At 39.8% G+C, this 20983-nt stretch carries 20 protein-coding genes; 1 reads left to right on the forward strand and 19 read right to left on the reverse strand.

Features of this window, described 5'->3' with window-relative positions:
• Nucleotides 1-71 precede the first annotated feature (71 nt).
• The 18 genes from hisIE to uvrB all read right to left on the reverse strand — a co-directional run bounded on the left by hisIE (nucleotide 72) and on the right by uvrB (nucleotide 17519).
• Nucleotides 72-701 (reverse strand): bifunctional phosphoribosyl-AMP cyclohydrolase/phosphoribosyl-ATP diphosphatase HisIE, encoded by a 630-nt coding sequence (hisIE, locus tag V2145_RS18135; protein WP_330988068.1) that lies wholly within the window; start codon nucleotides 699-701, stop codon nucleotides 72-74.
• Nucleotides 698-1456: an imidazole glycerol phosphate synthase subunit HisF gene (hisF, locus tag V2145_RS18140; protein WP_094911117.1), complete on the reverse strand. Its 759-nt coding sequence runs from the start codon at nucleotides 1454-1456 to the stop codon at nucleotides 698-700. The genes hisIE and hisF overlap by 4 nt, the downstream gene beginning before the upstream one ends.
• A complete protein-coding gene (gene hisA, locus V2145_RS18145) occupies nucleotides 1453-2187 on the reverse strand; it encodes a 1-(5-phosphoribosyl)-5-[(5-phosphoribosylamino)methylideneamino]imidazole-4-carboxamide isomerase (protein ID WP_311856154.1) in 735 nt (244 codons plus the stop codon). Before hisA ends, hisF begins: the two co-directional genes overlap by 4 nt.
• A gap of 4 nt (nucleotides 2188-2191) precedes the next feature.
• Nucleotides 2192-2821 carry an imidazole glycerol phosphate synthase subunit HisH gene (hisH, locus tag V2145_RS18150; RefSeq protein ID WP_094911115.1) on the reverse strand — a complete coding sequence of 210 codons (630 nt, stop codon included), beginning with the start codon at nucleotides 2819-2821 and terminating at the stop codon, nucleotides 2192-2194.
• Entirely contained in the window at nucleotides 2822-3409 is a 588-nt protein-coding gene (hisB, locus tag V2145_RS18155) for an imidazoleglycerol-phosphate dehydratase HisB (RefSeq protein ID WP_210610848.1), read from the reverse strand.
• A gap of 17 nt (nucleotides 3410-3426) precedes the next feature.
• Entirely contained in the window at nucleotides 3427-4695 is a 1269-nt protein-coding gene (gene hisD / locus V2145_RS18160; RefSeq protein ID WP_330988069.1) for a histidinol dehydrogenase, read from the reverse strand.
• A 14-nt stretch (nucleotides 4696-4709) separates the two neighbouring features.
• Nucleotides 4710-5342 (reverse strand): ATP phosphoribosyltransferase, encoded by a 633-nt coding sequence (gene hisG, locus V2145_RS18165; protein ID WP_094911112.1) that lies wholly within the window; start codon nucleotides 5340-5342, stop codon nucleotides 4710-4712.
• Complete coding sequence (locus V2145_RS18170; protein ID WP_330988070.1) at nucleotides 5342-6523, reverse strand: ATP phosphoribosyltransferase regulatory subunit; 1182 nt, start codon at nucleotides 6521-6523, stop codon at nucleotides 5342-5344. The genes hisG and V2145_RS18170 overlap by 1 nt, the downstream gene beginning before the upstream one ends.
• Nucleotides 6524-6714: 191 nt before the next feature.
• Entirely contained in the window at nucleotides 6715-7248 is a 534-nt protein-coding gene (locus tag V2145_RS18175; RefSeq protein ID WP_330988071.1) for an acyltransferase, read from the reverse strand.
• Nucleotides 7245-7892 (reverse strand): pyrophosphatase PpaX, encoded by a 648-nt coding sequence (gene ppaX, locus V2145_RS18180; RefSeq protein ID WP_311856149.1) that lies wholly within the window; start codon nucleotides 7890-7892, stop codon nucleotides 7245-7247. Before ppaX ends, V2145_RS18175 begins: the two co-directional genes overlap by 4 nt.
• Nucleotides 7882-8826 carry a nucleoside recognition domain-containing protein gene (locus V2145_RS18185; protein WP_330988072.1) on the reverse strand — a complete coding sequence of 315 codons (945 nt, stop codon included), beginning with the start codon at nucleotides 8824-8826 and terminating at the stop codon, nucleotides 7882-7884. Before V2145_RS18185 ends, ppaX begins: the two co-directional genes overlap by 11 nt.
• 4 nt (nucleotides 8827-8830) lie before the next feature.
• Nucleotides 8831-9655, reverse strand: a complete 825-nt coding sequence (gene lgt / locus V2145_RS18190) for a prolipoprotein diacylglyceryl transferase (protein ID WP_330988073.1) — start codon at nucleotides 9653-9655, stop codon at nucleotides 8831-8833.
• A gap of 14 nt (nucleotides 9656-9669) precedes the next feature.
• The gene (gene hprK / locus V2145_RS18195) at nucleotides 9670-10605 is read right to left on the reverse strand and encodes an HPr(Ser) kinase/phosphatase (RefSeq protein WP_094911106.1); all 936 of its coding nucleotides are present in this window, start codon (nucleotides 10603-10605) and stop codon (nucleotides 9670-9672) included.
• Between the two features lie 148 nt (nucleotides 10606-10753).
• A complete protein-coding gene (locus V2145_RS18200; protein ID WP_094911105.1) occupies nucleotides 10754-11116 on the reverse strand; it encodes a phage holin family protein in 363 nt (120 codons plus the stop codon).
• Nucleotides 11117-11118: 2 nt separating this feature from the next.
• Nucleotides 11119-11316 carry a PspC domain-containing protein gene (locus tag V2145_RS18205; protein WP_094911104.1) on the reverse strand — a complete coding sequence of 66 codons (198 nt, stop codon included), beginning with the start codon at nucleotides 11314-11316 and terminating at the stop codon, nucleotides 11119-11121.
• 63 nt (nucleotides 11317-11379) lie between these two features.
• A complete protein-coding gene (locus tag V2145_RS18210; RefSeq protein WP_094911103.1) occupies nucleotides 11380-12477 on the reverse strand; it encodes a DUF4097 family beta strand repeat-containing protein in 1098 nt (365 codons plus the stop codon).
• Between the two features lie 175 nt (nucleotides 12478-12652).
• Nucleotides 12653-15532, reverse strand: a complete 2880-nt coding sequence (uvrA, locus tag V2145_RS18215) for an excinuclease ABC subunit UvrA (RefSeq protein ID WP_330988074.1) — start codon at nucleotides 15530-15532, stop codon at nucleotides 12653-12655.
• Nucleotides 15533-15539: 7 nt separating this feature from the next.
• Nucleotides 15540-17519 (reverse strand): excinuclease ABC subunit UvrB, encoded by a 1980-nt coding sequence (gene uvrB, locus V2145_RS18220; RefSeq protein WP_210610840.1) that lies wholly within the window; start codon nucleotides 17517-17519, stop codon nucleotides 15540-15542.
• A 291-nt stretch (nucleotides 17520-17810) separates the two neighbouring features.
• On the opposite strand from uvrB, the gene V2145_RS18225 reads away from it, so the two are divergent.
• Nucleotides 17811-19460 carry a sigma-54 interaction domain-containing protein gene (locus V2145_RS18225; protein WP_131887496.1) on the forward strand — a complete coding sequence of 550 codons (1650 nt, stop codon included), beginning with the start codon at nucleotides 17811-17813 and terminating at the stop codon, nucleotides 19458-19460.
• A gap of 37 nt (nucleotides 19461-19497) precedes the next feature.
• On the opposite strand, the gene putP is transcribed toward V2145_RS18225, so the two are convergent.
• Nucleotides 19498-20961, reverse strand: a complete 1464-nt coding sequence (gene putP, locus V2145_RS18230) for a sodium/proline symporter PutP (protein ID WP_311856142.1) — start codon at nucleotides 20959-20961, stop codon at nucleotides 19498-19500.
• Nucleotides 20962-20983 lie beyond the last annotated feature (22 nt).

Below are 20983 nucleotides of genomic sequence, written 5' to 3' on the forward strand. Positions count from 1 at the left end.
ACACCTGTATTTAGTAAAGCCAAAGAAATATTGGCTAATGAAAAAGCTGACCTGAAAGGTCAGCTTTCCTATTACTTCGCATGTCTTTCTTTTAATACCGCTAAGACATCATCAAGCGGAAGCTTTTGCTCACGAAGAAGTACCAATACGTGATAGAACAAGTCCGCTACTTCCCATTTTAATTCTTCATGATCACGGTTTTTGGCAGCAATAATTACTTCGCCTGCTTCCTCACCGACTTTTTTTAAGATTTTATCGACACCTTTATCAAATAAATAAGTTGTGTATGCACCTTCTGGCATTTCCACTTCGCGCTTCGCGATTACTGATTCCAATTCATTAATAATATCAAAACGCCCTGATTGAGGAGACGCACTTTCATCTTCTAACAAGTTTTCATTAAAGCAGCTGTACGCACCTGTATGACAAGCAGGTCCATTTGGATTTACTTTTACAACAATCGAATCCGCATCACAATCATATGTCATCGCGACGATTTGCTGTGTATTTCCAGATGTTGCTCCCTTGTGCCAAAGTTCTTGGCGAGAGCGGCTGAAAAACCATGTTTCTTTTGTTTCAATAGATTTTTTTAGCGATTCTTCATTCATATAAGCTAGAGTCAGCACTTCTTTACTAACCGCGTCCTGGACAATTGCTGGAACTAATCCATCTTCATTGAATTTAACGTTTTCAATCTTCATCGAATGCTCACTCCTTGTTGTTTTGCATAGGTTTTAATTTCTTTAACAGACGTTTCTTTATAGTGAAAAATAGATGCTGCTAGGCCTGCATCCGCTTTTCCTTCCGTAAATACATCCACGAAATCCTGACCATTTCCTGCGCCTCCTGAAGCAATAACAGGGATGCTTACCGCTTCACTTACGGCCTTTGTTAATGCTAAGTTAAAGCCGGACTTGGCACCGTCTTGGTCCATACTTGTTAACAAGATCTCACCGGCACCGCGTTTAACAACTTCTTGCGCCCAAGCAACAACTTCCCATTCTGTTGCGTTGCGTCCACCGTGCGTATATACGCGCCAAGAGCCCAATTCTTCATCATATTTTGCATCAATAGCTACTACAATGCACTGTGCTCCAAAAAAGTTTGACCCTTCCGTAATAAGATCTGGATTTAAGACGGCAGCGGTGTTTAACGATACTTTATCTGCACCTGCTCGCAGCATTCGCTTCATATCCTCAACCGCATTAATGCCTCCACCTACTGTAAACGGAATGGCCAGCTGTGCCGCTACTTCTTCCACTACGTGAACCATGGTTTTACGGCCTTCGTGAGATGCTGAAATATCTAAGAAAACAAGCTCATCCGCGCCTTCTTCATCATAGAATTTTGCCAATTCTACAGGATCACCAGCATCTTTTAACTCTACAAACTGAACACCCTTTACTACGCGCCCTTCCTTTACGTCTAAGCAAGGAATAATACGCTTCGTAATCATGATGTCACCTCTTCAAGCGCTTGGCTTACCGTAAATTGATTTGTGTACAGTGCTTTCCCAACAATCGCACCCACCACTCCGTCTTTTTCATACGCTTGTAGTGCTTTTAAATCTTCTAATTTACTTACGCCTCCTGATGCGATAACGCTTTTACCTGTTGCTTTCGCCATGCTGACAATACCTTCAATGTTTGGACCTGAAAGCATACCATCTGTTGAAATATCCGTGAAAATAAACGTTTCAGCACCTGCTTCTGCAAGCTCTTTTCCAAGCTCCGTTGCTTTTACGGTTGACGTTTCAAGCCACCCTTCCGTTGCTACATAGCCATCACGAGCATCGATTCCAATTGCAATTTTTTCACCGTATTGACGAAGCATCTTTTTGACAAACTCAGGATTAGAAATCGCTGCGCTTCCTAAAATCACTCGGTCAATTCCGTTTTCCAAGTAGTACGCTACGTCTTCTTCAGAACGAATCCCGCCACCAATCTGTACATTGACTCCAAGCTTTTTCTTAACCTCAAGAACAAACTCATTGTTTACTCGTTTTGCTGCTTTGGCACCGTCTAAGTCCACCATGTGAATCCACTTCGCACCTTCACCAGCAAATTGTGCTGCCATATCGACTGGTGAATCTCCGTATACCGTTTCTTTATCATAATCTCCTTGCAAAAGACGAACGCATTTTCCGCCACGCATATCGATTGCTGGATAAATTGAAAAGTTATTCATGAGTTCAACCTCTTCCTTCTACAAAGTTTGCATAGTTTTGTAAAATCGCCATGCCAATTTCACTGCTCTTCTCAGGGTGAAACTGCGTGCCAAATACGTTTTCTTTTCCAACAACTGCTGGAACGTCAACATCATATGAGCTTGTTGCTAGAAGCACGTCTTGATCATCTGTCTTTACATAATAAGAATGCACGAAATATACGTGGCCTTCCTCAATGCCTGCTAGCAAAGGTGAGTTTACATGCATATGTAAGGAATTCCATCCCATATGAGGGACTTTATAAGCTTCACCTTCTGGAGTCACTCCAGGCAGCAGTTCAACACGTCCTTTTAAGAAACCAAGGCCCGTCGTCTTACCATTTTCATCACTTTCCTCAAACAGAAGCTGCATTCCCAAACAAATCCCTAAAAGTGGCTTGCCACTTTTCACTTCTTCTTTTATAAAAGCTGTAAGGTTTGTTTCATTCAGCTGTTCCATTGCATCTTTAAATGATCCAACACCAGGCAAGATATACCCTTTTGCTTTACGCAATTCGCTTGGCTCAGATGAAATAAAGTAGTCATAGTCTAAACGTTCAAGCGCTTTGCTTACGCTATACAAGTTCCCCATCCCATAGTCAATAATACCAATCATTTACAACATTCCTTTCGTTGATGGTACTCCTTTGACGCGAGGATCAACCGTTGTTGCTTCATCTAATGCTCTCGCCAATGCTTTGAATACCGCTTCAATGATATGGTGTGTATTTTGGCCATAGTGAACGATAACGTGCAGGTTCATGCGTGATTCAAGCGCAAACTTCCATAAAAATTCATATACTAGTTCCGTATCAAAGGTACCCACGCGTGATGCTGGAATATCGCCTTTAAATTCAAAATGAGGTCGGTTACTTAAATCAACTACGACTTGTGCTAACGCATCATCCATTGGAACAAATGCATTTCCGTAGCGCTTAATCCCTTTTTTATCACCAAGTGCTTCTTTAAACGCATGTCCTAAACAGATGCCAATATCTTCTGTTGTGTGGTGATCATCAATTTCAATGTCCCCTACAGCTTTTACATCTAAGTTAAACTGACCATGCTTTGTGAATAAATCCAGCATGTGGTTTAAAAACGGAACACCCGTATCAATTCCTGCTTCCCCTTCTCCATCAATGCCAATGGCCAGTGAAATATCCGTCTCATTTGTTGTGCGTTTAATACTAGCTTCTCTCATCATGTAACCCTCTCTTTGCTTTATTTTTTGAATCGTTCTTCGACTGCTCGAGCGTGTGCCTCTAATCCTTCTAACCTTGCAAAAGCGGCAATTTTCGAACTATTATCTTTGAGCGCCTGCTCGCTATATGAAATGATGCTTGATTTTTTTACAAATGAATCAACGGATAGCGGACTTGAAAACTTAGCCGTTCCGTTCGTTGGTAGTACATGGTTTGGGCCAGCAAAATAATCTCCTACGGGCTCTGAGCTATATCTACCTAGAAAGATAGCTCCAGCATGACGAATTTTCCCGAGTATCGTCATCGGTTCATCTGTCATAATTTCAAGATGTTCCGGAGCCAATTTATTAACTACATCAATCGCTTGATTAAGCTCTTCTGTGACATAAATTGCACCATACTCTTGAATAGATGCTTCAGCAATTGCTTTTCGAGGTAGCGTTTCAAGCTGTTTTTGAACCTCTTGTGCTACGGCTTCTGCTAGATTTAAAGAAGGTGTTACCAAAACGCTAGATGCCAACCGATCATGTTCTGCTTGTGATAACAAATCAGCTGCCACTTCATTTGGTCTTGCTGTATCGTCTGCTAATACAACAATTTCACTCGGTCCAGCAATCGAATCAATATCAACTAATCCGTATACTTCTCTTTTGGCTAAAGCCACATAAATGTTTCCTGGGCCCACAATTTTATCGACCGCTTCAATTGTTTCTGTTCCATATGCCAATGCTCCGATGGCTTGTGCTCCGCCAACTTTATAAATTTCTTCTACACCTAGTTCCGTAGCAGCAACAAGAACACCAGCCGGTAATGAACCGTCTTTTTGCACAGGTGATACCATGACAATACGCTTAACACCCGCTACCTGAGCAGGAATAACGTTCATCAACACGGATGATGGATACGCAGCTAAACCGCCCGGAACGTAGACACCAACGGCATCTAAAGGGGTCACCTTCTGCCCCAGGATCGTGCCATCTTCTTTTGTTACCATCCAAGATTGCGTAATCATGCGCTCATGGTAGTCACGGATATTAGCCGCAGCCTCGTTAATAATCTGAATGGTTTCATTATCGATAGCTTCGTACGCATGCTTACGCTCTGCATCCGACACTTTCAGCGCTTCTAACGATACACCGTCAAATTTTTCTGTATATGAAAACAGAGCTTGATCTCCTGTATCTTTAACGTCTTTAAGAATGGTAAGCACGGCTTCACGCTGTGCTCCTGTCCCCTGATCAATCGTACGTTTTAAACTAACGTTTTCCGTCACGCGTGTAATCTTCATCAAATTCACCTCATTCATGATGCTTCGACAACTTTTGATAGTCGGTTGACTAAATCATCAATTCGTTCATCTTTTAACCGGTAGCTAACTGGGTTTACAATTAATCGAGACGTAATATCACCGATATGCTCTAGTTCAACCAAGCCGTTTTCCTGTAGCGTTCTTCCTGTCGAAACGATATCAACAATACGATCAGCTAAGCCGATAAGCGGTGCTAACTCAATTGATCCATTTAGCTTAATAATTTCAACCTGCTCTCCTTGCTCTCGAAAGTAAGTGGAAGCAACGTTCGGATATTTTGTCGCTACTTTTTGAGCAATCTCTGAATTTTTCGTATTGGGTAAGCCAGCCACAGCAAGATGACATTTGCTAATTTGTAAGTCTAAGAGTTCATAGACATCTCTTTCTTCTTCAAGCATTACGTCTTTTCCTGCAATACCTAAATCAGCTACGCCGTATTCTACATAAGTCGTTACGTCCATTGGCTTTGCTAAAATAAAGCGCATGTTCTCTTCTGGAATATCAACAATTAATTTACGTGAGTCATCAAACTCTGGCGGAAGTTGAAAACCTGCTTGACGCAAAAGCTGGGCAGCTTCTTCAAATATTCTTCCTTTTGGCATCGCAATTGTTAGTAGTTCAGTCATTATTGTCCCCCCTTGCCACGTTTACCAATAAGAAACGATACTTCTTCAAAACCAGCTGTAAACACATCGACATCATCAACACCTACAATGTCTTGCACAACGACGCGTTTGCCTGCACGTCTTTGTTCAGCCGCAAGTGCTAACGCTTCTGATAACCGTTCTTGACTATATAAAACACCGTAAACAGATACTTCTTCGTATACTTCTTCATCTAGTGCTTCAATTAAACGGTCAAGCTGAATGCCAAATCCAGTTGCCGGTGTTTTCGTTGAAAATTGTTCTAATAATTGATCATAACGCCCACCGTTTCCGATATGAAAACCTACGTGCTCAGCAAACACTTCAAATAGAATGCCAGTATAATAGCTCATGTGACTTACAAGGTTGAAGTCAATTTTAATTTCTTCCGTTACGCCATAAGCGGCCAGCATGTTCCAAAGGCTCTGAAGATCCTCAGCAAGCTTTTTACCTTCTTTATTTTCAACAAGCTCAATGGCTTCTTTAATTTTTTCTTCTCCACCACGTAAGTTTAAAAGTTGTAAAAGGCGCTGCTTGTCAATGGAAGAGAGGTTTAAACTCTTCACATGGTTACGATAACCAACATAATTTTTCTCATATAAAAAGCGACGTAACACATTGGCACGTTCTTCATTCCCAACAATTTCTAAGAACAATGAGTTCACAAATCCAATGTGGCCGATGGCTACTTTAAACGATTTTAGCCCAGCACGTTTCAATGCATTAATCATCAGCGCAATCACTTCTGCATCGCTACTCATTGTTGCATCACCAATTAACTCAACACCGATTTGCTCAAACTCTGCCGGTCGACCACCTTCACGCTGCTGAGCGCGAAACACATTTGCTTCATACGCCAGGCGAAGCGGTGAGTTATTCAAAAGTTTTGAAGCGGCCACGCGTGCAAAGGGCGTCGTCATATCAGGGCGTAAAACAAGCGTATGACCTTCTTTATCTAATAATTTAAATAATTGTTGATCTAAAATGGCCGATGCGCTTCCAACTGTTTCAAAGTATTCAAGAGTAGGAGTCGCCATATATTGATAGCCCCAGCTACTAATTTCTTCTGCTAACTGATTTCGAACTTGCTTTTTCTTTTCAAAAAGAGATGGTAATGTATCTCTCATCCCTAAGGGTTTTTCAAACATAAACAGCTTTGACATTATGACACTTCCTTTTCTCAACTTGGTTGCATCTATCTCTATATAAACCACTACTTTTAATCATAAAAGGTTTTTACTTTATCACACTAATGTATTAGCGAAATAATAAATTAAAGTTATTAGTAGTTTACACCCCTTATAGTTAATCGTCAACTCATATAGCGCTATTTTCTTACAGAAAAAGCCACTCCTTAGCGATAAGTCGTGGCTGATTTGTTTTCTTCTGTGCGCTTTTGCATTTCTTCTTTTGTATAAATGACCCTCATTGGATTTCCTCCAACAAAAGAGCCAGGCTCTACGTTTCTATGTACAACTGTGCCAGCAGCAACAATTGCTCCGTTACCGATTATTACTCCAGGTAAGATTGTGCTATTAGCTCCAACCATTACCTCATCACCAATGATCACATCACCAAGTCGATATTCTTTAATTAAATATTCATGGGCGAGGATCGTTGTATTGTATCCAATAACTGAGTTTCTTCCAACCGTGATCTTCTCTGGAAACATAATATCAAGCATAACCATCAATCCAAAAGAAGTTTGAGGCCCTACCTTCATCCGTAAGAACGTGCGGTAAAGCCAGTTTTTAAATGATAAAAAAGGAGCATAGCGAGCGAGCTGAATCACAATAAAATTACGCATCACCTTCCAAAATGGAACGGTTTTGTAGACGTGCCAGAGCGAATTAGGTCCTTCGACAGGAAACCGTTTCGTCTTTCTCACTGCTCTTTTCCTCTTAGCCATGAAATCAGATCTTTCATCTCTTCTAAGATTACATCTGGCTCATAAGAAGCAATATGCTCTCTTCCTTTTGCACTCCAAGCCACACCAGCTGTTTTCGCACCTGCATTTTTACCAGATAGAATATCATGATGATTATCTCCTACCATGACAGCTTCTTCCGGCTGTGCATTTAAAAGTGCCAATGCTTTTTCAACTGGCTCTGGATGAGGTTTCGCATGCTGAACATCATCAATTGCAACAATTACATCAAAAAATTGATCTAACTTCGTTAACTTTAGTCCCATCATAACCGTATTAATCTGTTTTGTGGTAACAATAGCCAACTTGTACTTCTGTTCATGTAACCATTTCACCGTTTCAAATACGCCTTCAAACTCTGTTACAAGCTCATCATGATGACTTAAGTTATGTGTACGGTATGTGTCAATCATTTCATGTACTCGTTCTTTATCCATCCTTACAAAGGTATCGTAAAGAGGCGGGCCCATAAATGCCAGGACATCTTCACGTTTGTATTGCTTCGGATAATAATGGTCTAATGTGTGCATAAAAGATGAAATAATTAATTCGTTTGTATCAATTAGCGTTCCGTCTAAATCAAAAAGAACGGTGTTAATGCTCATATGAAACTTCCTTTCTATGCCTTACTTCATTCTCTTTCCACATTCGTGAAATAACGATGGTTAATACGAGCGCAACAACTACTCGAATAATAAGCAGCGGCAGTACAGGAATACCTAGCGGAATAAAGATTAACGTATCTTCTACTACAGCATGACAAGCGACCAAAAAGATGAATGCAAGCGTCGCATCACGTTTACTAACTCCTTCTTCTTGTACAGCTTGAATCATAACGCCAGCTCCATATGCCAATCCTAGTAAGAGACCCGTCACAAGCGTTGTAGACGTATTTTCTTTCATGCCTAATAAGCGTGTAAAAGGACCAAGCATTGAAGAAAGCTTATCTAGCCACCCGATATCTTTAAGGATTTGAATTCCTACCATGACTGGAATCACAATGAGAGCCAGCTGTAGAATTCCAAAACCTGCTTTTTCAATTGACTGCCAGATGATTGCTCCCCATCCGCTTACCTCTTCATGTTTTGTTGCTAAAAATCCGTACTGTGCCTGTTCGCCTCCGCCATTCCATACCAAGTTGATGACGATAGCTGAAATCACAGCGAGCCCGATACGAACGGATAAAATAACCCATAGCTTCACACCAACTTTTAAAGCTACGCTCGTTTCAATTAATAAATTATGAGAGAAAGACAACATAACAGCTAGAATAAATACTTCTTTTACCGTTAAATCCAGTGATAAAATCCCTGCAATTCCCGCATATAAATTTAACAAGTTCCCCAGCACAAGTGGGATGGCTGCATCTCCTGATAGACCAAACAACTTCATCAAAGGTGAAATTAACCTAGCAAACCAATCCAGAACCGGCGTGTATTGAAGGAGTGAAACAATTAGCGTTACTGGAAAAATGACTTTCCCAAGTGTCAGCGTTGTTTTGAGTCCTCCCATAATCCCCTTTTGTATCGACCTAAGCATTCCCTCACCCCTGTTTCTTTTTGCTTGTTTCCAAATACGTTTCCTTATTTGTTTTTCGACGGATAGCGATAATAATGACTGCTACTGCAATTAAAACAAGTGAAATGACTTGTGCAATGCGTAGCGTATCCGTCAACATCAAGCTGTCTGTACGCATTCCTTCAATAAAGTATCGTCCAATCGAATACCAAATAACGTACGTTAAGAACAGTTCACCTCTACGTAGGTTTACGCGTCTCAGCGCAATTAACAGCGCAAATCCAGCTAAGTTCCACAGCGATTCATATAAGAACGTAGGATGATAATATGTACCGTTAATATACATTTGATTAATGATAAATTCTGGCAAATGTAAACTTTCTAGAAAAGCACGTGATACTTCACCACCATGCGCTTCTTGATTCATAAAATTCCCCCAGCGTCCGATTGCCTGCCCAAGAATGATACTTGGTGCCGCAATGTCCGCTAGCTTCCAAAATGAAATCTTTTTTACGCGTGAAAAAACAATTCCAGTTAAAACGGCCCCAATTAAGCCACCATGAATAGCAATGCCACCGTTCCAAATTTGAGGTATCTCATTCAAATGCTGTGAGTAATAATCCCACTCAAACGCCACATAGTATATGCGCGCACAAATAATGGCGATTGGTACTGCAAATAGTACTAAATCGATAAATGTGTCTTTAGGTAATCCGCGCTTCGTGCTTTCCTTTGTAGCAATATAAAGAGCAAGTAGAACACCCGCTCCAATAATGACACCATACCAATAAATTGTCAGTGGACCAAGCTCTAAAAACACGCGATCAAGCGGCTGAATATTTGCTTCCATCGAACCACCCTTTCTTAAATGTCTTCTCTGTCACCGTCTTCAATAACATCCGTTAAACGATTTGAGAATTGTTCAGCTGCGTTAATTCCCATTCGTTTCAAACGGAAGTTCATTGCTGCCACCTCAATAATAACAGCTAAGTTACGTCCTGGACGAACAGGTAACGTGATTTTTGTCACGTCTGTGTCAATAATCTTCATTTTATCTTCCTCAAGACCTAAGCGATCATAGTGCTTATTTTGATCCCATGTTTCAAGCTGAATAACTAATGAAATGCGCTTGTAGCTACGTACTGAACCTGCACCGAACAGCGTCATCACGTTGATAATACCAAGACCGCGAATTTCAAGTAAGTGTTCAATCAATCCTGGAGCATTACCTACCAGTGTATCTTGGTCTTCTTGACGAATTTCTACACAGTCATCTGCTACTAGACGATGGCCACGTTTTACAAGCTCAAGCGCAGTTTCACTTTTACCAACGCCACTTTTACCCATGATTAAGACACCAATTCCATAAATATCCACAAGCACTCCATGAAGAGCAGTAGACGGTGCTAAACGGCTTTCTAAGAAGTTCGTTAAATGACTTGATAGTCTTGTTGTTTTAGAAGGTGATCGTAGTACAGGAACTGCTTCGCGTTCAGAAGCTTCAATCAATTCTTTTGGGACAGACATATCACGAGAGATAATAATGGCTGGCGTAATATCTGTACACATTTTTTCCATTCGGATTTTCTTCTCTTCATCGTCTAAGCGATCAAAGAATGATAGTTCGGTTTTCCCTAATAGCTGTATGCGCTCTGCTGGATAATATGTAAAATAGCCGGCCATTTCAATTCCCGGACGTGAAATATCACTTGTTGCAATTGGACGGTCAATTCCTTCTTCTCCACTAATTAATTCTAAATTAAACTTTTCAACTAAATCTTTAGTACGAACTGTTACCACCTGAAATCCTCCTTTAGTTTAAAACCATGTACCCAATAGCTTTTTGTCTATGATAGTATTTACCATTAAAGGTTCTCTCTATTTTATCACTAAAAGCAAGAGAAGAGAAAACAAAGTAGCGCTAGCTTCGATGAAGCTAGCGCTACTTTTATTTAGAACGTAAAGGATCGATGATAACCTTTTGGATTAATAAGTTAAGAATAGACATAATAATTGCTGCTAAAATAGCCGTTCCGAATCCATCAATAATAAACGAATCACCCATAATACCTTGCGTAATCATTAACGTTGCTGCATTAATAACGAATAAGAACAGTCCGAGTGTCAAAAATGTCACTGGTAACGTCAAAAGAATTAAAATGGGTTTCACGATAATATTTAAAATGGATAAAATAATGCTGGCAATAATGGCGGCACCAAGCGATGATAATTGAAAAGCATCGATATAACCGGCAATTACTATGAGTACAAGTGCATTAATTAAAATGCTAATAATCCCTCTCACAAACATGCTTAATAGGCTCCTTCTTCATTTGGCAATACAAAGATTAAAATGATATAGATAACCACAAGTGGTGTTCCAATCACGAATAGAACGCTTAATGCAAAAATCAATCGAAGGATTGTTGCACTAACCCCTGTATACTCTGAAATCCCGCCGATAATCCCGGCTAATTTTCTGTTTTTGCGTGATCTATATAACTTTTTCATTTATCAATCTTCTCCTTTTCCTAATCATTCTGATTACAAAAGGCTTTAGTGTATGCCAACGTTTTACTTAACTGTGATTGAACCAGCTTTGGACTCCGCTAATAATTTATACGATTTAGCTGCTTCAAGGTATGCTCGGAAGCGCATCTGTTTCATAACCGTCTCTTTTTTCTCTTCTATGACCTCCATTTGAGGTAAGTTACATACGAATTTACCTAAATTCGATTTTAAATCTCCTTCAATACCAAGATGAGACGGCGTATAAAACTCAATATGTCCCGTAGTCGTTTTTAAAAATGCTAACTCAATGCGCTCTCCTTTTAGGTACCCTTCAATATCACCATTAAAAGTTTGCGCATCAATTTTTTTATAATCTCCATCAAACTTTATAGAGCCATTAATTGTCTCCATCTCACATTTTGATGAGAAAACACGTGAGAGCTCAATGTGACCATTGGATGTTTCCGCTTCAAGCTGTCCACTATTCACTTCATAAAAGCGAATTAAACCGTTGGCTGTTTTAGCCTTTAATTCTCTTACATTTAATCTTTCCCCTTCGATAGGACCATTAAACACACGTAAATTCACTCTCTCATACTCGGTTTCGGGTATATAAACCGTTGCTTTTACCTTCATATGTTTTTTTTGCACATTAAATTTCAGCTTACCGTTTTCAATTGAAAATAAGACATCTTTTAAGAAAGCCTGCCGTGCTTGCTCTTGTCCCTCTACCTTATAAACATCTGATTCACACTCAATTCGTACGTCAGGGCTTCCCCATGGTTTTACCTTCACGCTTCCGTTTGCAATATCAATATCGATTGCTTGAATATAAGCTTCTGTTTGTTGGAAAATATGCTGAACTTTAAACGATGGACCAAAATTAAAGTCTAGATCAACATCCTTTACTTTTTTGACTGTTTGATCCACAAAGCTAAATAACTTTTCTTTAAAAGATGCAGACGAAGGTTTAAAAGTTGAAGAACTGCTACTCGATTTACCAACATAAGGCGTCAGTTGTGATGAAGTGTTTACGTTCACAGCTGGTTCAGGATTTGCTTCAGGATTTGCTTCAAGTGAATTTAAAAGCGTTAACGCTTCATCTACGGTCAACTTTCCCTCTTCTACCATTTGTAAAATTTGCTTGCGCTTTTCTAGCATGCAACTCTCCCCTTTTGGTTTATAAATTCATCTATCTTAACCCATTATTTCATACTTTTACTGCCTTTTTATTAAAGAAAAAGCAGACTATTATGTAATACGGTTTATGCTGTAAAAAGTTTCAATATACATAAAATAGAAAAAAGGCGCTACCTTTAGCGCCTTTTCCTTTCTTCTATGCTTTACCAACAGTTTGAACTTCTTTTATCTTCTCATCCATACGCTTTCGATCCCGTTCTAAAATCGGTTTTAAATATTTGCCTGTATAGGACCCTTTCACTTCCGCGACTTCTTCTGGTGTACCTGTACCAACAATCTGACCGCCTTTATCCCCACCTTCAGGTCCTAAATCAATTAAATAATCTGCTGCTTTAATAATATCCAGATTATGTTCAATCACAAGGACTGTGTCACCATTTTCAACGAGGCGTTGCAGTACTTTTAGAAGTCGCGCAATGTCGTCAATATGGAGACCAGTTGTTGGCTCATCTAAAATATAAAGCGTTCGGCCCGTTGATCGACGATGAAGCTCTGAAGCTAGTTTTACGCGCTGTGCTTCTCCCCCTGATAGCGTTGTAGCAGGTTGCCCAAGCGTAATATATCCAAGACCTACATCATAAATCGTTTGTAGCTTACGCTTGATTTTCGGAATGTTTTCAAAGAAATGCAAAGCATCCTCAACCGTCATATCCAGCACGTCTGAAATATTATGATCTTTATACTTAACCTCTAATGTTTCACGGTTATAGCGCTTCCCATGACAAACTTCACACGGTACATATACATCCGGTAAAAAGTGCATTTCAATTTTAATAATTCCGTCTCCACGGCAAGCTTCACAGCGGCCTCCCTTTACGTTAAAACTAAAGCGGCCTTTTTTATAACCTCGCACTTTTGCTTCGTTTGTTTGGGCAAACACGTCACGAATATCATCAAAGACGCCCGTATACGTAGCAGGATTAGAGCGAGGTGTACGCCCAATTGGAGACTGATCAATATCAATCACTTTATCTAAGTGCTCAATTCCTTTGATTTCTTTATGTTCGCCAGCTTTACTTTTTGCTTTATGAAGCTTTTGAGCAAGCGTTTTGTGTAAAATATCATTTACTAGCGTACTTTTCCCTGACCCTGATACGCCTGTCACGGCTGTAAACGTTCCAAGTGGAATACTTGCCTTTACATTTTTCAAATTATTTTCTTTTGCACCTACAATGTCAATCATTCGACTTTTGTCAACTGAGCGGCGCTCTGTTGGCAACGGAATAAAACGGTCTCCGGATAGATACTGACCCGTTAATGAATTTGGATCTGCCATCACTTCTTTTGGCGTACCCTGTGACACAACTGCTCCTCCATGGACACCGGCACCGGGACCAATATCAATTAAATAATCAGCAGCAAGCATCGTATCTTCATCGTGCTCAACAACAATTAGCGTGTTGCCAATGTCTCTCATATCTTGCATTGTTCGAATAAGGCGGTCATTATCACGCTGATGCAGACCAATTGATGGTTCATCTAGAATATACAGGACTCCTGTTAAGCGTGAGCCAATTTGCGTTGCTAGTCGAATACGCTGTGCTTCTCCACCAGACAATGTTCCAGCTGAACGATTAATCGTGAGGTAATCTAGTCCAACATTTACTAAGAATCCGAGTCGTTCTTTAATTTCTCTTAAAATCATGTCTGCGATTTTCATTTCTTTATCAGAAAGCTGCAGGCTGCTAAAGAAATTGTACGCTTCTTGAACAGAAAAGCGAGTCACGTTACCAATATGTTTCGAATCAATTAAAACGGCAAGTGCTTCTTTCTTTAAGCGGTGGCCTTTACATGTTGAACAAGGCTGTTCAGCCATATATTTTTCCATTTGCTCACGAATATAATCAGAACTTGTTTCGTGATAACGACGCTCTACGTTTGGAATTACACCTTCGAACAAAATTTCGTTTTCACGCACTTGTCCAAAGTCATTTTCGTACCGGAAATATATTTTGTCTCCATCGCTTCCATACAAAATCTTATCTAACAAATGCTTAGGTAAGTCTTTTACCGCTACATCCATATCAATGCCATAGTGAGCACAGACTGCTTCTAGCATTTGTGGATAGTACTGAGAGCTTGTTGGAGCCCAAGGAGCAATACCATTCTCTCGTAATGTTAATGTATCATCCGGAATCACCAGCTCAGCGTCCACTTTAAGCTTCATGCCTAATCCATCACATGCTGTACAAGCGCCATAAGGACTGTTAAATGAAAACATTCTAGGTTCAAGCTCCCCAATGGAAAAACCACATTTCGGGCATGCATGATGCTCACTAAATAAGAGCTCTTCTTCACCGATAATATCGATAATAACTTTTCCATCACCAAGTTTTAGAGCCGTTTCTAAAGAGTCAGATAAACGAGATTGTACGCCTTCTTTTACGACGATTCGATCGATAACTACTTCAATCGAATGCTTTTTATTTTTATCTAACTCAATTTCTTCTGTTACTTCACGCATTTCTCCGTCTACACGTATGCGCACATAGCCTTGCTTTTTAATGTCTTCTAAAGCTTTTACATGTGCACCTTTTCGTCCAGATACAACGGGAGCAAGCACTTGTAATTTTGTACGCTCTTCATACTCTAAAATACGGTCGACCATCTGTTCAATGGTCTGAGACGTGATTTCAATTCCATGGTTTGGACAAGTTGGTCTCCCTACACGCGCAAACAGTAAACGTAAATAATCATAAATCTCTGTAACCGTTCCTACAGTTGAACGAGGGTTACGACTCGTTGTTTTTTGATCAATTGAGATAGCCGGAGACAAACCTTCAATGGAATCCACGTCCGGCTTGTCCATCTGACCAAGGAACTGTCGAGCATATGCGGATAGTGACTCCACGTAACGTCTCTGACCTTCTGCATAAATCGTATCAAAAGCAAGCGATGATTTACCAGAACCTGATAAGCCGGTTAGTACGACCAGCTTATCACGCGGAATTTCAATATCGATATTTTTTAAATTATGAGCGCGCGCGCCTTTTATTACGATTTTCTCCATCGCCATCTTGCTATCACCCTTCTGCTTTTAGTTCTAAAATGAGGTCACGAAGCTCAGCGGCTCGTTCAAAGTTAAGAGCTTTAGCTGCTTCCTTCATCTCTTCTTCCATTTCTTGAATTACTTTATGTTTTTCTTTTCCAGTCATTTTATCGAATGCAGGTGCTTGATCGTAACTTTCAGTATCCTCAGCTACAATTGTTGCTCGGATGGCACCGCGAACTTCTTTTTGAATCGTCTGCGGCGTAATGCCGTGTTTTTCGTTATATTCTTCTTGGATGCTACGACGACGCTTTGTTTCACTAATCGCAATTTCCATTGAGTTAGTAATACGGTCTGCGTACATAATAACATGCCCATTGGCATTACGCGCTGCTCGACCAATCGTTTGGATAAGTGATCGTTCTGATCGTAGAAATCCTTCTTTATCTGCGTCCAATATTGTAACAAGTGACACTTCAGGAATGTCGAGCCCTTCTCTTAGAAGGTTGATTCCAACTAAAACATCAAACTTACCAAGTCGTAAATCTCGAATAATTTCAATTCGCTCAAGCGTTTTAATTTCAGAATGCAAATACTGTACTTTAATGCCTATTTCTTTTAAGTAATTGGTTAAGTCCTCTGACATTTTTTTCGTTAACGTTGTAATGAGAACGCGCTCGTTTTTCGCAATTCGATCTTGAAGTTCACCAATCAAATCATCAATCTGGCCTTCAATTGGTCTCACTTCAATATTCGGATCTAGTAATCCTGTTGGTCGAATAATTTGTTCAATGACATCAGGCGCTTTCTCAAGCTCATAAGGCCCTGGTGTTGCTGAAACATGAACAATTTGATGAATATGATCTTCAAATTCATCGAATTTTAACGGGCGGTTATCAAGCGCGGACGGAAGGCGAAAGCCGTGGTCAACCAGCACTTGTTTACGCGCTTGGTCTCCGTTATACATTCCGCGAATTTGTGGAATAGTCACGTGTGATTCATCTACCACAAGAAGAAAGTCTTCTGGAAAGAAGTCTAGCAGCGTGTATGGTGTTGATCCTGGTGGACGTAGTGTTAAATGGCGAGAGTAATTTTCAATTCCAGAACAAAACCCCATCTCTCTCATCATTTCTAAATCATAATTTGTGCGCTGTTCAAGGCGCTGAGCTTCTAGTAACTTGCCTGCTTCTCGCATCTTTTCAAGCTGTTCTTGAAGCTCTTTCTCGATATTTTTAATGGCTACTTTCATCTTTTCTTCACGAGTTACGAAGTGAGACGCTGGGAAGATAGCAACATGCTCTCTGTCGCCAAGTACTTCTCCAGTTAAAGCATCGACTTCACGAATCCGATCGATTTCATCACCAAAAAACTCAACGCGAATGCAGCGCTCATCTCTTGACGCTGGAAAAATTTCCACTACATCTCCACGCACGCGAAACGTCCCGCGTTTAAAGTCGATGTCATTTCGTTCATACTGTACGTCAACAAGATCTCGAAGTAGTTGATTTCGCTCTTTTTCCATGCCGACACGAAGCGAGACAACCATTTCTTTATATTCTTCCGGTGAACCTAATCCATAAATACAAGAAACGCTGGCAATAATGATAACGTCTTTTCGCTCAAACAACGAAGACGTTGCAGAGTGCCGCAGCTTATCGATTTCGTCATTAATGCTTGCATCTTTTTCAATAAACGTATCGGTTTGTGGAACATAGGCTTCCGGCTGATAATAGTCGTAATAGCTTACAAAATATTCTACTGCATTATCCGGAAAGAACTCTTTAAACTCGCTATACAACTGACCAGCTAACGTTTTATTATGAGCAATAATTAAGGTAGGCTTATTAACTTCCTTAATTACGTTAGAAATCGTAAAGGTCTTACCTGTTCCTGTTGCACCTAATAACACCTGCTGCTGTTTTCCTTCCTGAATACCTTTGACAATTTTTTCGATTGCCTTAGGCTGATCCCCTTGAGGTTCATATGAGGATACTAGCTTAAATTGATCTGCCACAGAGAGGCCTCCATTCCCTTAGTGTTAAAAATTATAGTACCGTAATCTCCTAAAACACGAACTTATATTCGTATTTTATCACTTCTTTTTATATAATGGAACTCAATAGTATTTGACTGTTCAAATTTTCCTTGTTTCTTCATCTCTCATTTGTATACCCAGTCTGAGCAAATATATAATCCCTTTGCAAATTAGCTATAAAATAGATCAAAAGAAGCGCTTTGCGACCTTTTAAAAAGTATGATACATTTAATGAAAAGTAAGAATATGAAAGGGGTTTAGTACAATCCAATGAGCTCAATTAAAATAAACGACTCCTTTATTTTAACCAGTCCATCTACATCCATGTCCCAGATAAAATCCGAACTTTCTAACTTTGAATATGTTATCGTTTTTGATAAACATTATTACATCTTTCATACAACAGAACAGTTTGCCCTCCAGAGTGCTTCGATGAGCATGCCTATTATTGATTGGATTTATAAAACCAACTGGTCTCCTTCTACTATATCTACTTGGCTTGACCTCAAAACATCAAAGGTTAACTGGGAGCGTCCAGTTCTTATCCAAGCATACGAAACTAATTCTATTCACGGTGTACTTCATCCTTCCGATTGGATTCACTATCTACAAGCTGAAAATGAAGATGTTTTCTCTTATTTTGAAACGCTGGGAGAAACCATTAACGATGCTGTGACGGTTGTTGATGATAAAGGAAAAGTAGTACTGTGGAATACAGCGGCTGAAAATACGTACAAAATCGCTAAACAAGCAATTGTTGGCGAGTTTATTAATACGTACTTCGATGATGAATCCATTGTGCTACATAAAATCTTAAACGAAGGTCGACCAATCCGAGGCGCATACCATAAGCCAAATAAAGAAACGCATGTGTTAGTAAATGCTTCACCTATTGTAAAAGGTCATAAAGTGATTGGTGCAGTGGCAACCGAGCATGATATTACCAATATTATTCGACTGCACGAAGAAGTCGAACAAGACCCATTGGTAGGTGATAAGAGCTTATTTTCTTCTATTATTGGGGAGAACTCTTCCCTTGAAGAAGAGATAGAAATGGCTAAAAAGGTCTCGTCTACAAATATTCCTATTTTATTAACCGGAGAGGTAGGGTCTGGAAAAGAACTACTTGCTCAGGCTATTCATTACGATAGTACAAGACGAAACGAACCCTTTATTACGCTAAACTGCGCAACTATTCCTCCTGGCCTCATCGATATGGAGCTTTTCGGATATCAGCAAGGCGTATTCTCACAGCCTACAACCGATAAAAGGCCTGGAAAATTAGAGCTAGCAGCTAACGGAACCTTATTTATTCAAGATGTTCATAAGATGCCTTTAGATGTTCAAATTAAACTGTGTGACTATCTCGAAAACGCTGCTTATTACATGACGGGAAGTAATGAGCAAGTTCAAGTTAATACAAGGATTATGGCTTCAACATCTATCCTATTAGAGAGCTTAATCGAGCAAGGAGAATTTTATGAGGGCCTTTATTATCAGCTAACGGTCATCAATATTCATATTCCACCTTTAAAAGAGCGTCAGAATGAAATTCCAACGCTCATTACACAATTTATTGAAGAATTTAGCATAAAGTACGAAAAGGCAAAACCGATTCTTGATGAAGATATTGTGGAAACGCTTTGTCATCAAGAGTGGCCCGGTAATGTACGAGAACTTCGAAATACTATAGAACGACTAATCTTACTTAACGATTTGCCAACCATCACGGCACAACACTTACCAGCTGAATTAAAACGTCAAATCAATCTTCATGAGCCTTTGAATGAAGCATCCTCTGAAAAGCAGCTTATTCAAGATACGCTAAAAAGAACCTATGGCAATAAGAGCGCCGCAGCTGATTTATTGGGAATTTCAAGAGGAACATTGTATAACAAAATTAAAGAATACGGCTTGTAACCAAAAAGACCTTTCTAAATTAGAAAGGTCTTTTTGGTTACGCTGATTGATTATATTCTTCAAACTCGCTTTGCGTTTTCTCGTTCGGAGCAGGTGTTAATAGACTTACTACTACAATTCCAACTAAGCTAATTAAAAAACCTGGAATCATTTCGTATAATAAATCCGATAGCCCAGGGATCTTTGTCCATACAACAACCGTCACGGCACCAAGAACCATACCTGCTAACGCTCCCCATTTATTCATTCGTTTCCAATAAAGGCTCAATAAGATAACAGGACCAAAAGCAGCTCCAAACCCTGCCCACGCATAACCGACTAAGGATAGGATTGTACCGCTTTTATTAAATGCAATCATGACACCAATGATGGATACAAGAAGTACAAATCCACGTCCAACCAACATTAGTTCTTTATCACTTGCTGAACGTCGGAAAAATGTTTTGTACAAATCTTCTGTTAATGAACTTGACGTTACAAGAAGTTGTGATGAAATGGTACTCATTACGGCAGCTAGCAAAGCTGCTAATAAGAAACCTGTAATAATTGGATGAAATAAAATCGTACTTAATCCGATGAATACCGTTTCAGGATCGGCAATGTCCAACCCTTGTTTTGTATAATAGGCTAAGCCTACAAAGCCCGTTAGCATAGCTCCAACCACTGAAACAAGCATCCAACTCATCCCAATGCGACGAGCAGGCTTAATTTCTTTTACTGATGAGATAGCCATAAATCGAACAATAATATGAGGCTGTCCAAAATAACCTAATCCCCATGCAAACAACGAAATGATGCCTAAGAAGCTTGTGCCACTAAAAATATTGAATAAGTCCGTATCAATGTTTCGAACCTCATTCATTGCCGTATCAAATCCACCTATTTGTGTAAGAACCACAATTGGCACAAGGATTAAAGCAACAAACATAATAATTCCTTGAACGAAATCGGTCCAACTAACGGCTAAAAAGCCACCAAACAACGTATAAGCTACGACTACTCCAGCTACAACCCATAGGCCTATCTCGTAGTCTAGATTAAGCGTTGTTTCAAAAAGAACGCCTCCTGATACAATTCCTGATGAGACATAAAAAGTAAAAAATAAAATAATAACAATAGCTGATATCATGCGTAACATTTTGGAATCATCGTTAAAGCGATTTTCTAAAAATGCTGGAATTGTCATTGAATTATTAGCCACTTCTGTATACTTACGAAGACGAGGTGCAACAAATAACCAGTTAGCATATGCACCTAACGTAAGCCCAATTACAATCCACGAAGCACTTACCCCCTGAACAAACATAGCACCAGGTAATCCCATCATTAGCCATCCACTCATATCAGAGGCTCCTGCACTTAAAGCCGTTACGCCCGGGCCTAGCGAGCGTCCTCCTAATACATAGTCTGATAGATTAGAAGTCCTTCGGTAAGCATAATAACCAATTAATAACATACCGATCATGTATACCACAATGGAACTTAACAGCTGAATCTCCATCAAATCTCTCCTCTCAAATTTG

The sequence above is a fragment of the Priestia sp. GS2 genome (assembly GCF_036409025.1).
In the GTDB taxonomy this organism is placed as follows: Bacteria; Bacillota; Bacilli; order Bacillales; family Bacillaceae_H; genus Priestia; species Priestia aryabhattai_A.